This window comes from Catenulispora pinistramenti (genome assembly GCF_018274385.1).
Classification (GTDB): Bacteria; Actinomycetota; Actinomycetes; order Streptomycetales; family Catenulisporaceae; genus Catenulispora; species Catenulispora pinistramenti.
This window is the reverse complement of record NZ_JAAFYZ010000279.1, coordinates 1-12,053: the sequence shown is the minus strand read 5'-3', so window position 1 is coordinate 12,053 and position 12,053 is coordinate 1. Positions and strand designations below refer to the sequence as shown.

The 12,053-nt window shown below is 69.8% G+C and carries 14 protein-coding genes; 7 read left to right on the top strand and 7 right to left on the bottom strand.

Annotated features, from left to right (window positions below):
• A partial coding sequence (locus tag KGQ19_RS43415) for a hypothetical protein (protein ID WP_212020569.1) occupies window positions 1–490 on the top strand: 490 nt, incomplete at its 5' end.
• Between the two features lie 38 nt (window positions 491–528).
• Here KGQ19_RS43415 and efeB read toward each other — a convergent pair.
• From efeB to KGQ19_RS43385, 6 genes are all read right to left on the bottom strand, one after another.
• Entirely contained in the window at window positions 529–1,770 is a 1,242-nt protein-coding gene (efeB, locus tag KGQ19_RS43410) for an iron uptake transporter deferrochelatase/peroxidase subunit (protein WP_212020566.1), read from the bottom strand.
• Window positions 1,767–2,933, bottom strand: a complete 1,167-nt coding sequence (locus tag KGQ19_RS43405) for an EfeM/EfeO family lipoprotein (RefSeq protein ID WP_212020562.1) — start codon at window positions 2,931–2,933, stop codon at window positions 1,767–1,769. Before KGQ19_RS43405 ends, efeB begins: the two co-directional genes overlap by 4 nt.
• Before the next feature lie 151 nt (window positions 2,934–3,084).
• Window positions 3,085–3,963, bottom strand: coding sequence for an alkaline phosphatase family protein (locus tag KGQ19_RS43400; RefSeq protein ID WP_212020559.1), 879 nt, complete (start codon window positions 3,961–3,963; stop codon window positions 3,085–3,087).
• A gap of 290 nt (window positions 3,964–4,253) precedes the next feature.
• Window positions 4,254–4,970 (bottom strand): SDR family oxidoreductase, encoded by a 717-nt coding sequence (locus tag KGQ19_RS43395; protein ID WP_212020557.1) that lies wholly within the window; start codon window positions 4,968–4,970, stop codon window positions 4,254–4,256.
• A gap of 84 nt (window positions 4,971–5,054) precedes the next feature.
• Entirely contained in the window at window positions 5,055–5,894 is an 840-nt protein-coding gene (locus KGQ19_RS43390; protein ID WP_212020555.1) for an SAM-dependent methyltransferase, read from the bottom strand.
• Window positions 5,895–5,997: 103 nt separating this feature from the next.
• Entirely contained in the window at window positions 5,998–6,816 is an 819-nt protein-coding gene (locus KGQ19_RS43385; RefSeq protein ID WP_212020553.1) for a hypothetical protein, read from the bottom strand.
• 327 nt (window positions 6,817–7,143) lie between these two features.
• Here KGQ19_RS43385 and KGQ19_RS43380 point away from each other — a divergent pair, with 327 nt between their 5' ends.
• From KGQ19_RS43380 to KGQ19_RS43360, 5 genes are read left to right on the top strand one after another with little or no spacing between them, the layout of a single operon-like run.
• Complete coding sequence (locus KGQ19_RS43380) at window positions 7,144–8,421, top strand: MFS transporter (RefSeq protein ID WP_212020551.1); 1,278 nt, start codon at window positions 7,144–7,146, stop codon at window positions 8,419–8,421.
• Window positions 8,422–8,478: 57 nt separating this feature from the next.
• A complete protein-coding gene (locus tag KGQ19_RS43375) occupies window positions 8,479–8,874 on the top strand; it encodes a GntR family transcriptional regulator (protein ID WP_212020549.1) in 396 nt (131 codons plus the stop codon).
• Between the two features lie 51 nt (window positions 8,875–8,925).
• Window positions 8,926–9,417: an ATP-binding cassette domain-containing protein gene (locus KGQ19_RS43370; RefSeq protein ID WP_212020547.1), complete on the top strand. Its 492-nt coding sequence runs from the start codon at window positions 8,926–8,928 to the stop codon at window positions 9,415–9,417.
• Window positions 9,418–9,435: 18 nt separating this feature from the next.
• On the top strand, window positions 9,436–9,831 hold the full coding sequence (locus KGQ19_RS43365) for an ATP-binding cassette domain-containing protein (RefSeq protein WP_212020545.1): 396 nt from the start codon (window positions 9,436–9,438) through the stop codon (window positions 9,829–9,831).
• Window positions 9,828–10,328 carry a hypothetical protein gene (locus tag KGQ19_RS43360; RefSeq protein WP_212020544.1) on the top strand — a complete coding sequence of 167 codons (501 nt, stop codon included), beginning with the start codon at window positions 9,828–9,830 and terminating at the stop codon, window positions 10,326–10,328. The genes KGQ19_RS43365 and KGQ19_RS43360 overlap by 4 nt, the downstream gene beginning before the upstream one ends.
• Before the next feature lie 8 nt (window positions 10,329–10,336).
• Here the strand turns inward: KGQ19_RS43360 and KGQ19_RS43355 are convergent, their stop codons facing one another.
• Entirely contained in the window at window positions 10,337–11,293 is a 957-nt protein-coding gene (locus KGQ19_RS43355) for a quinone oxidoreductase family protein (protein WP_212020542.1), read from the bottom strand.
• Between the two features lie 101 nt (window positions 11,294–11,394).
• On the opposite strand from KGQ19_RS43355, the gene KGQ19_RS43350 reads away from it, so the two are divergent.
• On the top strand, window positions 11,395–11,931 hold the full coding sequence (locus KGQ19_RS43350; RefSeq protein WP_212020540.1) for a MarR family winged helix-turn-helix transcriptional regulator: 537 nt from the start codon (window positions 11,395–11,397) through the stop codon (window positions 11,929–11,931).
• Window positions 11,932–12,053: the final 122 nt, after the last annotated feature.

Genomic DNA, 12,053 nt, shown 5'->3' with positions numbered 1-12,053 from the left:
CCCGCAGACCCGGGCCATGCCCAGCAGCACCGATCCGCAGTTCCAGACCCGGCTGCACGCGCTGTGGCAGGGCATCGTGGACGACAACCCGCAGGAAGCCCAGCCGTTCTTCTTCCCGAAGACCGCGTACATCCAACTGAAAGCCTTGTCGAACGCGGCCGGCGACTACGACTACCGCCTGCTCGGCTACTTCAACCTGGACGTGCACGCCGCGCACCGCCTGCTCGGCGCGGGCGCCGCCGCACAGCGGGCCCAGCTGGTCGGCATCGACGTGCCCACCGCCGACGCGGAGTGGATGCTGCCCGGATCCGAGGAGAACAAGATCTCCTACTACCGCCTCTACGGCTCCCGCGTCCGGTACACGCTCGACGGCCGGCCGCACTCGTTCGGCATCTTCTCCCTGCTGTCCTGGCGCGGGCAGTGGTACGCCATCCACTTCGGGCCGTGGCCGCGCTGGGAACGGTACGGTGACGTGCTCCAGCCTCAGTGATCGTGGTTCTTCAGCCTGGTTCTTCAGCCTCAGCGATCTCAGTGCCCTAACAACCCCGACCCGAAGAAGTCCCCGCCATCGCGAACCCCCGGCAGCGCGAAGAAGTACCCGCCGCCGGTCGGCTGGATGTAGTCGACCAACGGCTCGCCTGCCAGCCGCTCCTGCACCGCCTGGAACTGCCGCTGCACGTCCTGCTGGTAGCAGCAGAAGATCAGCCCGACGTCCAGGTTGCCGTTCACATCGAGCCCGCGCTCGTAGTTGTAGCCCCGGCGCAGGATCTGCTGTGCGGTGGTCGCGGAGTTGCGAGGGTTGGCCAGTCGGATGTGCGCGTCCATGGGTATCACCAGCCCGCGTGGATCCGCCGGGTAGTCAGGCGTATCGCGCTCCGCCGAGCCGTCCAGCGGCGCCCCGCTGTCCCGCCGCCGGCCGATCATGTTCTCCTGCTCGTGCAGCGACACCCGGTCCCAGAACTCCACCAGCATCCTGATGATCCGGACCACCTGGTACGAGCCGCCCTCGGTCCAAGCCGGTTCGGCGCCGCCGCCCCGGGTCCAGATCAGCTCCTCGGTCACCGACGTCTTCGACACGTCCGGGTTGGCGATCCCGTCCTTGAAGCCGAGCTGGTTGCGGGGTGTCCCGTCCGGGCGTGAGGCCGCGTGGAAGCCGTCGATCTTCCAGGACGGCTGCATCCCCCCGCGCGTGTGCTTGGCGATGTCGCGCAGCGCGTGCATCACCGTGTCCCGCGCGTCCGCACAGATCTGGAGCAGCAGGTCGCCGTGCAGCTCCGTGGAGCCCTCGACATGGTCGTCCGGGAAGACCGGCATCGCGGTCAGCCGGGCCGGCTTGCGGCCGGCCAGGCCGAAGCGGTCGTCGAACAGCGAGGCCCCGACACCGACCGTCACCGTCAGGCCGTCGGACGGGACATGCGGGCCGAGGGTCTCGCTGTCGGTGGGTGCGGAGGCCACGTCAGTCGCCGCGGGCAGGCCCCCGGACGTCAGGAACCTGACACGATCCGTGAGGGTCTGGAACAGCGTGGTGAGAGCCGCCTTGTCCCGAGCCGTGACCGCGAACGCCACAAACGTGGCAGCATCCTGCTGATCGGTCACGATGCCGGCCTGATGCGCGCCCTCGAAGCCGATCCGCCGGCCAGAAGGCCCGGAGCCGGAGTCGGAGTCGGCGACAGCCGCCGCGGCGACTCCCGCCGCGCCGCCGACCGCAGCAGCTGAAGCGGCACCGACCGCCGCGCCGCGCAGGAATGAGCGTCTCGCCAGGCCGGTCATGCGTTCGTCCTCGGGGCCAGCAGGTTGGGGATGGTGGACAGGTCTTCGAGCAGTTGGTCCAGGTCGGCGTCGATGCGCTGGCGCTGCGCGGTGCCGATGGCCGGCGCCGGAGTCCAGTTGCCGGAGCTGTCGCGGGTCGCCAGCAGGTCGCCTTGCAGGGCGGTGATCTCGCCGCCGAGCTTGGCGGGCAAGGCCGGCTCCCGGTCGTCGATCAGCGGAGTCAGCACGCTGAGTACTTCCTGGGTGCCCTCGGTGTTCGCATAAGCAGTGGCCAGGCTCGTGCCGCTGCCCTCGTCCGAGGCCCCGGTGATCTGGAACTCGAGCGTGTTCTCCAGGATCTCGTGGGCCCGCAGCGGCAGGTCGCCGGGATCGACCTCCTCGCTCGGGAAGTCGGCGATCAGGCCCTGGACCGATGTGACGAGCGCCTGCGTCAGTGGTCGTACATCCGATGCCGCAGCTCCGTGCCAGAGTGCGTATTCGACGGCGTGCAGACCGGCCCAGTTCTTATCCGCCGTACCATCCGGCAACCCCGCCGGGGTCCCGTCGATCGACGCGTCGAAGTCGCCGAACGAGTTGTACGCGGCCCCGAGACGTTCGTAGTCGAGGTGGGCCGGCAGCCAGTCCGTCTTCGCGGCCTGCAGATCGCCGCGCGCCACGTCGGCGTCCAGCCTCTGGCTGGCCGCGAGCAGCTTCGGCAGCGCGGTGCCGAGCCAGGCGCGGTAGGCCTTGACCGGCGCGGTCATGTCCAGGTCGGGCAGCGGCTTGTAACCGGCGACCGGGTTCGACGTCGTCCCCGAGACAGAGAACTGCGACGTGGTGTGGACCTTGCCGGTGGACAGGACGCATCGGATCGCGTACCGGCCCGCGCCGAGCGTCGTGGCCAGCGGCAGGGTGCGGCCCGGCGTGAGCCAGGGTATCTCCGCGTACACCAGGTTCGCGCTGTCGACGAGGTAGACGGTCGCGAAGACGGTCGTGTCGTCGGTGACCGCGAACTCGACGCGGCCCGCGTCGGCGGCCGGGGGCGGCGTGCCGCAGCCGGCGGTGCGGACGGCGATCGGGCCGCCGGCGCCTGCCGGGCGGGACTGGGCGACGCCCACTGCCGCTGCGACGATCACCATGATCGGGAGCACCGCGAGGCGTACCTGCCAGGAGGCACGGCGCATGACGGTCGGGGTTCCTTTCGTCGTCCTGGTGCCAAGGCCCTGTTCTGCTCTCAGGGTCCTGTTCTACGCTCTACGCACTGTTGACAGCACGCCGCGGACGACCCGGACAGGCCCGGGTCGTCCGCCGTGCGCTACGGGGTCAGGCGCGTGCTCAGCTCCAGATGTCGGTGATGGCAGTGGCGCCCGAGCTGTTGCCGACCGGGTCCAGGCCGTACATCTGCTCCAGGGTGGCGAGCAGGTTGTAGTGGTTGATCTGCTCGCTGTACTGGCCGGGGTTCACGCCGGCGCCCTCGATGATCGTCGGGATCTGGTTGCTCTCGGTGTAGTCGTCCTCGTCCCAGGTGACGATCAGCAGGCTGTTGTGCGACTGGGCCCAGGTCGCGTAGGACGACAGGTTGTTCTGCAGCCAGGAGTCGCCTTCGCTGACCGTGCCGTCGTGCATGTCGTCGTCCAGGTTCGGGATGACGAACGACAGGGTCGGCAGCGTGGAGTAGTCGGTCGGGAACTTGCTGAACGCCACCGAGTCCGAGGCCGGCACGTTGCTGAAGTTGATCCACGGCGAGTGCTTGCGCGCGTACGAGCCCGACGAGCAGGTCGTGGAGCCGGTCTTCGGCAGGCCTTCGGAGTAGCCCGTGAAGGTCTTGCCGGCCGCGAGCAGTTCCGAGCCGAGGTTGGCGGTGTTGCCCTCGTTGGTCGGACAGGCGTCCGAGGACAGGCCGAAGGTGTCGCCGCCGAACAGCGCCATGTAGTTCGGCTCGCTCGGGTGGGTGACCGCGAACGAGTCGGTCAGCAGCGCCCCGGAGGAGGCCAGGGAGTTGATGTACGGGGCGTCCGAGCTGCCGATGATGTCGTCGTAGGAGTGGTTCTCCTCCATCACGACGACCACGTGGTCGGGGGTCGGCACCGTGCCGGCGGTGGCCGCGGACTTCGTCGGGGCGGGGGAGGCGGTGGCGTACGGGACGACGGCGGCCGCGATCGCGACCGCGCCGACGGCTGCGGACACTGACAGGGTCTTGCGGGACATGCGCATGGGATCTCTCCTGACGCGTGAGTACGGGCGTAGGGAAGGCAGCACCGGTGATGCTAGATACGCACGGTGACAAACGGAATACCGAACGAGGCAAAGGATTCGTTAATATTAAGCAGCTGAATGCCAAGGCCCGGGAGACGGCCGTCGCGGGGTACGGCGAACGCCGCCGTCGCCGGGCGGGGACTGTGGGCCCGGCCGGCGACGGCGGCGCGTGAGGGAGGCGCGGGAAAGCGGCGCGTTACAGCTGTGGGTGAGCGTTCAGATTCCGGGCGTGGCAGGGCCCTTAAGCCTTACCAAGGCACTGTGTTGCCCGAACGGTCCAGATACTCCAGACCGGGCCTGCCCACCTTGGACAGCAACACATCCACCAGCAGCGGGATGCTCTCCTCAAGGGTGAACGGCGCGTCGTCCCCGCCCAGATCGGTGCGGATCCAGCCCGGTGCCAGCAGGATGAAGCCGCGCCGGGTGTCGGCCTGCCGGACGGCGAAGCTGCGCATGAACATGTTCAGCGCCGCTTTGCTGCCCCGGTAGACCTCGCGGCCGGCGTTCGTGTTGTTCGTGATGCTGCCCTGCCCGGACGACAGCGCCCCGATCAGGCCGGTCGGGGTCACCAGGTCCTGGAGCGCCTCGATGACGCGCATCGGGCTGAGCGCGTTGGTGACCATCACGTCGATGAAGTCGGGAGCCGTCACCTCGCCGATCGGCTTCTGCTGGCTGTTGGTGGTGCCGGCGCTGATCAGGAGCAGGTCGAGCTCGCGGTCCGCCAGCCGCTCGTGCAGCGGCCCGAGGTGGCCGGGCTCGTTGATGTCGAGCTTCTCGATCGTGACGCGGCCCTCGGCCTGCTCGGCGAGCTCATGCAGAGGCGTCCGTGCGGAGGTGTCGCGGACGGTGCCGATGACATCCCAGCCCTGGTCCAGGAATTCCGCCGCCAAACCGTGTCCGATGCCGCGCGAGGCGCCGACGATCAGGGCGGTCGGCCTGCGTCGCGGTGGGGGAGTCGATGGCATGGGGCTTCATCTCCTTCAAAAGGCCGACCCCTTCAAGGGGCCGGCCGCGTGAGCCCGGCGGACCCACCGCGTGAACCGGCAGATCTACCGCTTGAATCCAACCCCGCCATCGAACCAGATCCCGGCCCAGTCCTCGCGCGCCGCGCCGTCCGGGCGCCACAGCGGCACGTTCACGACGCCCGGCGGGACCAGTTCCAGGCCGTCGAACAGGGCGGTGATGCTTTCGCGGTCGCGGACCGTGAACTGGGAGGTCGCGTTGTCCCAGCCCTTGCGCGCCTCGGCGGAGGTCTCGGGGTCGCCGCCGTCGGTGCCGTGCGAGATCACCACGGCGCTGCCGGGCGGCAGGGCCTCGCCGATGGCCGCGACGATGCCGGGCGCGTCCTCCTCGGGCTTGATGAAGTGCAGCAGCGCGACCATCAGGACCGCGATCGGCCGGTCGAAGTCCAGGACGCCGCGCACCGCCGGGTTGTCCAGGACCGAAGCCGGCTCGCGCACGTCGGCGACGACGATCGCGGTCAGCGCGGGATCGGCCCCGGCCAGCAGTGCGCGGGAGTGGACGGCGACCACCGGGTCGTAGTCGACGTAGACCACGCGCGCGTCCGGCCGGACCGAGCGCGCGACGTCACCGGTGTTCCCGGGCCCGGGGATGCCGGTGCCGATGTCGAGGAACTGGGTGATACCGGCCTCGGCCAGGTGGCGCACGGCCCGGCCGAGGAACGCGCGGTTCTCCTGGACCATCTCGCGCGCGCTCGGCAGGGCCTTGAGAACCACCTCGGCCGCCTGCCGGTCGACGTCGAAGTGGTCCTTGCCGCCGAGCAGGCAGTCGTATATGCGGGCGGGGTGCGCCTTGGTGGTGTCGATCTCCGGCGGCGTCCACCCCGGCGCCAGCGGGCCGTCCCCCAAGCCCGTTGCGGTGTCGTCCACGCCCGGTCCCCCCTCCGCTCGATCGTGGGGGTCAGGCTAGCCCATGATCAGCGGATACTGATACGGGGCGTCATCCCCACCCCCGCGATCGCGCGGGTGTCCGTCAGTCTCCGGCCGTGTTCGTCGCCCACAGGGGCGTGGAACCGTGGTAGATCACCACGTTCCCGTCGTTCTGCACGGCGAGGTAGGCGTTGGTGTTGCCGCCGGTGTTGGAGGCCCAGAGCGCTTCACCCAGCCAAGCCGTGACCAGGTTGCCGTCGCTCTGCATGTTGGTCTGCGCACCGTAGTGGTAGCCGACGCCCGCGCTCCACAGCACCTGGGTGCCCTTCAGGAGCACCAGGTTGCCGCCGGTCTGCTGGTAGAAGGTGTACAGCCGGTTGGGCGAGACCACCTGGTCGTTGTCCCGCAGCGACTGGCCGGGCAGCAGGCGGCCGACCAGCATGTGCCGGGACCAGACCAGCGTGCCGTTCTGGGAGATGACCAGGTTGCCGTCGTTGTAGACGGACAGGGCCGCGCCCGGGTAGCCGGCGGTGTCGGAGGCCCAGACGGCCTGACCGGCCACCGAGATGACGAGGTTGCCGTCGTCCTGCATGCTGGTGACTGCCCCGGGGTACCCGGCGGTCCCGCTGGACCACAGCGCCTGCGTCCCCGCGGCGAGGACGAGGTTGCCGTCGCCTTGCTGGGTCAGGACGTAGCCGCCGTTGGCGGAGGTCAGGGACTGGCCGGCCTGGAGCTGCTGGCCCGGCGCCAGGGTGTCGGTGCTGGCAGCCGTCCTCGCCGCCGCAGATACGGACGACGACACGGACGAGGATGCAGACGCCGACGCCGACGAGGACACCGAGGCCGACGCCATCGGCGCTGACAGGCCGCTGATCACGATGGCGGCGATCGGCAAGGCGGGTATCAGTTTCGATCTGTTCATGAGGTTCTCCTTCGACTTCGCGGCCGTTTCGGCCTTGCAGAAACCTTATGAACAGGGTGATTTCGGGGAATCCGTGGAACCACGTGTATCCGCGGCGGCACACTAAGATCCGGTTGAACCGGTAACCCACGACCCGCAGTAGCCCACGAGGAGCTGAGACATGCCCGGTCGCCCGAGCACGCGTTGACAGCGTAGGCCGTCACCGGCCTGTCATCGCGTGCCGCCCTCGATGCCGCGGCACAGCGAACCCTCCCGCCCGAAACCGTGAGCGCGCCTTCTCGCGCGCCGGTGGGCGGCCTTGTCGTGGGCAATCCAAGGGGTGTCTCAGTGCCAGTCGTCACCGTTTCCGATCAACCTGACTTCCGCCGGCTGTGGGTGGGCGTGACGGCCTCCCAACTCGGCGAACAGGCGACCGTAGTGGTTCTGCCGCTGTTCGCCGTGCTGACGCTGCATGCCAGCGCCGGTCACCTTGGCCTGCTGCGCGCAATAGAGCAGGCGCCGATCCTGCTGCTCTCACTCTTCGTCGGTGCCGGAGTGGACAGGTGGCGGACCCGGACGGTGATGGTCCTGACGGACATCGCCCGCACCCTGGCGCTCGTCGCCACGGCGACAGCCAGTCTGTTCGGTTGGCTCGGCCTGCCCGCGTTGTTCGTGGTCGCCTTCGCCGTCGGGGCGCTGTCAGTGTGCTTCGACGTCGCGTATCAGGCGTCTTTGGTGCGGCTGGTGCCACGTGAGCAGTTGGTATCGGGCAACAGCGCGCTGGAAGGCAGCCGATCCGCCGCGCAGATCGCCGGTCCCGCTCTGGGCGGCACGCTGGTGTCCCTGCTTTCGGCCCCCGCCGCCGCCTCCTGCACCGCGCTGTTCTTCGCACTGTCGGCCCTGTCGATTCGGCGGATCCGAACCCGGGAATCGGTGGCGCTGACAGAGCGATCGGCACGCCCCGCTCCGGTCTGGCGACGGATCCAGGAGGGCCTGCGATTCGTGGCCCGCGAGACCGTCCTGCGAACCGTGTGCCTGGCCTCGGCCGCATTCCAGTTCTCCTACGCGGCCATGATGACCGTCTACCTGCTCTTCCTCCCGCGAGAGCTCCACCTCTCCGGAACCGCCATTGGATTCGCCCTCGCCGCAACAGGTCCCGGCGCGCTGCTGGGCTCGATGCTCGCCGGCCGCCTGCCGAGCCGATTCGGCTATGGCGCGGTCCTGATATCCGCGGCGGCGCTCGCGGACAGCTCGTTCCTGTGGGTAGCGGCCCTGCCCGGTTCCGGTTCCAGTTCCGGCTCCGGCTCCACGATCGTGACGCTCCTGGTGCTCCTCGCTGTCAGCTTCGTGTTCGGAACCGGCGGCCAGCTGGTGAACGTCACGGTCATGGCCGTCCGCCAAGCCGCCACCCCGCACGAGATGCAGGGCCGCGTGGCCGCGACGATCACGTTCGCCGGTATGGGATTGACGCCGCTCGGATCCCTCCTCGGCGGTCTCCTCGCCGAAGAGTGGGGCTTGCGTATCAGCCTCCTGGTGACCGCGGCGGGGATGCTGTTGTCCCCGGTCCTCATGGCGGCATCCCCGCTCGCGCGCCTCGGACGAAGGCTTGCGCCCCCACTGTGCTGACTGTATATATTGGCCATGTACAGATGAAGGTGCGTAGCGGCGAGACGAAAGGGTGTCATGCGGGTCGTACTGTCGAACAGCTCCAAGGTGCCGCTCTACGAACAGATCAAAGAACAGATCGGGGCGGCGATCCTCGGCGGCGACCTCGGGGAGGGCGACGCCCTGCCGTCGGTCCGGGCACTGGCCCGCGACCTGCGGATCAGCGTCATCACCACCACCCGCGCCTACACCGAACTGGCCGCCGAGGGGTTCATCGCGACGGTGCCCGGCAAGGGTGCCTTCGTCCAGCCGCTGGACCGGGAACTGGTGCGGGAACAGCGGGTGCGGCAGGTGGAGGCCGGATTGCAGACGGCGCTGGACGCCGCGGGGCCGGCCGGGCTGGGGCGTGACGATCTGGTCGAGATGCTGGACACGCTGATCCAGGCCGAGCAGCACGAGTCAGTCGAACAGTAGGAACCAAACAGTGGCAATCAGCCGAACAACACAGAAAGGGAGGAACCGTCGGTGGATCCAGAGTTCGCATTCGCCTTCCGCGGAGTGGACGCCACGGTGGGCCGGTTCCAACTGCGCGACCTCAGCTTCGCGCTGCCGCAGGGCTACGTCATGGGCTTCGTCGGGGCCAACGGAGCCGGGAAGACCACGTCCATCCGCTGCCTGCTGGGCATGCAGCGCATCGAGCGCGGCGAGATCGAAGTGTTGGGCCGACGCGTCCCGAGCCCGGTCGCGTTGCGGCAGGACGTCGGGGTGGTGCTCGACCACACCTACCTCGTCGGGGAGTGGCGCCTGAGCGAGGTGGAGCGGGCGGTAGGGCCGTTCTACGATCGCTGGGACACCACGCGCTACCACGACCTGCTCGACGAGTTCGGCCTGGACGCCCGGGCCCGGGTCAAGGACCTCTCGCGCGGGATGGCCGTGAAGCTGATGATCACGATCGCCCTGTCGCACCGCGCCCGGCTGCTGGTCTTCGACGGACAAGCGGTGCTCGCGCGTCAGTAAAGCACGGCTCTGGATCCGGTGGCGCGCGACGAGCTCTCGGCGATTCTCGGCGACTTCCTCACCGACGAGCGCCACAGCATCCTGTTCTCCACGCACATCACCTCCGACCTGGAGCGCATCGGCGACTACCTGACGCTCATCCACGCCGGCCGGATCGTCGCCACCGGCACCAAGGACGAGATCCTGGACGGCTACCGCATCGTCCGCGGCGGCCCGGACGACCTGGCGGACGTCGTCGGCGTCCCGCTGATCGGGCTGCGGCGCACCGGCGTCGGCGTCCAGGCGCTGGTCGCCGCCGAGGACGCGGCACTGCTCGGCGACCGGGTCGTCATCGATCCGCCGAGCCTGGAGGAGATCGCCGTCCACATCGGGGCGCCGGAGAACGCCCGGGTGCCCGACAGGGAGTACTCATGACCGACTTCGCCCGCGTGGCGTTGCTGGATCTGCGCAGCGTCGCGCCCTACCGCCGACAGATCGTCCTCACCCCGCTGCTGGTCGTGGCGATCATGTTCAACCGGCCGGAAGTGGTCGTGCCGGGGCTGATCCTGCTGTGCGCGTCGACGACCGCCGGCTTCCCGTTCATGGTCTCCGACCGCGCGGATCTGGAGACGCTGTATGCGGTGCTGCCCCTGACGCGGCGCTCGCTTCTGGTCGGCCACTATCTCTGGGCCCTGGCAATCTTCGCCGTGACCGTGGGCGTGGGGACCCCGGTGGCGCTGGTCCTCGCGCAGGAACAGCACATCGTCGCCGCCACCCGGACGCACATGCACTTCACGCCGAACGCGACGCTCCTGACGCTGGTCGCGGTCGGCGGGGTGGCGCTGCTCGGGGTGTCCGTGACGGCGACGACCGCGATCGATCCGCACCGCGCGCGGCGACGGGGCGCCGAACCGGCGCCGAGCTTCTCCTGAGATTCAAATCAGGGGACGAAGACGATGCGCTGTCCGTCGCCGGTGTCGTCCCAGGACTTCTCGACCTCGGACAGCGGGACGGCGCGCGCGTTGACGGCGAAGTCCCCGGCCGCGATCCGCTCGGCCAGCGCGGGCAGTTCGGCGGCGATGTCGGCGGTCGGGACCGAGCCCTGGCCGCTGCCGATGATCTGCAGCCGGGACGCGCGCAGCGCCGCGGACGGGATCGGGGCCTCGCGGCCGGCCACCGAGCCGATCTGGATCCAGGTCAGGGCCTTGGCCCGGTCGGCGCGGCCGGTCACGATCGCGGCCATGGCCGCCGCGGTCGGCTGGCCCCACACGTAGTCCAGGACGACGTCGGTGTCGGCAGCCACGGCGGCCAGCCGGTCGGCGGCCTCGGCGGCGGGACCGGCGATGCTGACCACGGTGTCGGCACCGATCGCGGGCAGCTCGGCCAGCGCCCGCGGATCCCGGCCCGCGGCCACCACCCGGGCGGCCCCGAGGTGCTTGGCGACCTGCACCGCCATCCGCCCGGCGCTGCCGGTCGCGCCCAGGACGAGCACCGACTGGCCGGGGGCGAACGTGGTGCGCCGACGCAGCGCGACCCAGCTGGACATGGCCGGGTTCATGGCGGCGGCCAACGGCACCGGATCGGCGTCGGCCGGCAGCACGACGCTGCGGCGCGGGTCGATGAGCGTCTGCTCGGCCATCGCGCCGTAGGGGCTGTCGAACAGGATGAAGTAGCGCAAGGTCCCCTCCGCGTCCCGGCCCACGCCGTCGACGCCGGGGACCAGCGGCAGCCGGTCGGTGCTGGTGTAGTGCGAGCCGTTCGCCTGGGAGCGCACGCGCGGGTGCAACCCGGCGGCGAGGACGTCCACCAGGAGCTCGTCAGGGCCCTCGGGGACCGGGGCGGGGAACTCGCTGAAGGTCGGAGTGTGGTCGAAGGAGGTGACGACTGCCGCGTGCATGCGGGTCTCCCGGGGCTGTTCAGGGGCTGAAGGGCTTTCGAGATAGATGGTATTGCAACCTAAATTAGATGGCAACACGACCTATTCTCTAGACTGCTGGCATGAGCCGACGCCCTGCCCGCGATTCCGAACCGGTCGAGCCGGTCGAGCCGGTCAGTCTGGTCAAGTCGGTTGAGGTCACGGATGACGCGCTGGCCCCCGAACCGGCCGAACCGAGTGACCCGGCGCCCACCGCGACCACCAGCGACATCACCGACGCACTCGCCGAAACCGCATTCACGGTGACCGCCCTGCTCGCCGAATCCGCCGCCGCCCACGACCTGTCCCTGACCCAGCTCCGCATGCTGGCCATCCTGCGCGACCGCGAGCCCCGCATCGCCGACCTGGCCGCCTTCCTCGGCCTGGAGCGCTCCTCGGTCAGCGGCCTGGTCGACCGCGCGGTCCGCCGCGGCCTGGTCCACCGCACCGCGAGCGCCGACGACGCCCGCGCCACCCGCCTCAGCCTCACCGACGAGGGCCGCCGCCTGGCCGCCGTCGTGACCGCGCAGGTCGACGCCAAGCTGGTGCCGATCACCGGGCGTCTGGCGACCGCCGAACGCGCGCGGCTGGTCGTCCTGCTCCGCAAGCTGCTGGACTGACGCCAGCGCTGACCGGCTAGTACCGCATCAGACAACCTCTGCCCGGTAGTTCGCGACGTGCCGGTCGCCGAATGGGATCGGTTCCCGGCTGGTGCTGCGGGATTCTGGAACTGGGGGTGGGC

What these genes read in the sequence shown, in the direction of transcription:
- efeB (WP_212020566.1), bottom strand. Translation starts at nt 1,770, where the DNA reads ATGACCGGCCTGGCGAGACGCTCATTCCTGCGCGGCGCGGCGGTCGGT.
- KGQ19_RS43405 (WP_212020562.1), bottom strand. Translation starts at nt 2,933, where the DNA reads ATGCGCCGTGCCTCCTGGCAGGTACGCCTCGCGGTGCTCCCGATCATG.
- KGQ19_RS43400 (WP_212020559.1), bottom strand. Translation starts at nt 3,963, where the DNA reads ATGCGCATGTCCCGCAAGACCCTGTCAGTGTCCGCAGCCGTCGGCGCG.
- KGQ19_RS43395 (WP_212020557.1), bottom strand. Translation starts at nt 4,970, where the DNA reads ATGCCATCGACTCCCCCACCGCGACGCAGGCCGACCGCCCTGATCGTC.
- KGQ19_RS43385 (WP_212020553.1), bottom strand. Translation starts at nt 6,816, where the DNA reads ATGAACAGATCGAAACTGATACCCGCCTTGCCGATCGCCGCCATCGTG.
- KGQ19_RS43375 (WP_212020549.1), top strand. Translation starts at nt 8,479, where the DNA reads ATGCGGGTCGTACTGTCGAACAGCTCCAAGGTGCCGCTCTACGAACAG.
- KGQ19_RS43360 (WP_212020544.1), top strand. Translation starts at nt 9,828, where the DNA reads ATGACCGACTTCGCCCGCGTGGCGTTGCTGGATCTGCGCAGCGTCGCG.
- KGQ19_RS43355 (WP_212020542.1), bottom strand. Translation starts at nt 11,293, where the DNA reads ATGCACGCGGCAGTCGTCACCTCCTTCGACCACACTCCGACCTTCAGC.
- KGQ19_RS43350 (WP_212020540.1), top strand. Translation starts at nt 11,395, where the DNA reads ATGAGCCGACGCCCTGCCCGCGATTCCGAACCGGTCGAGCCGGTCGAG.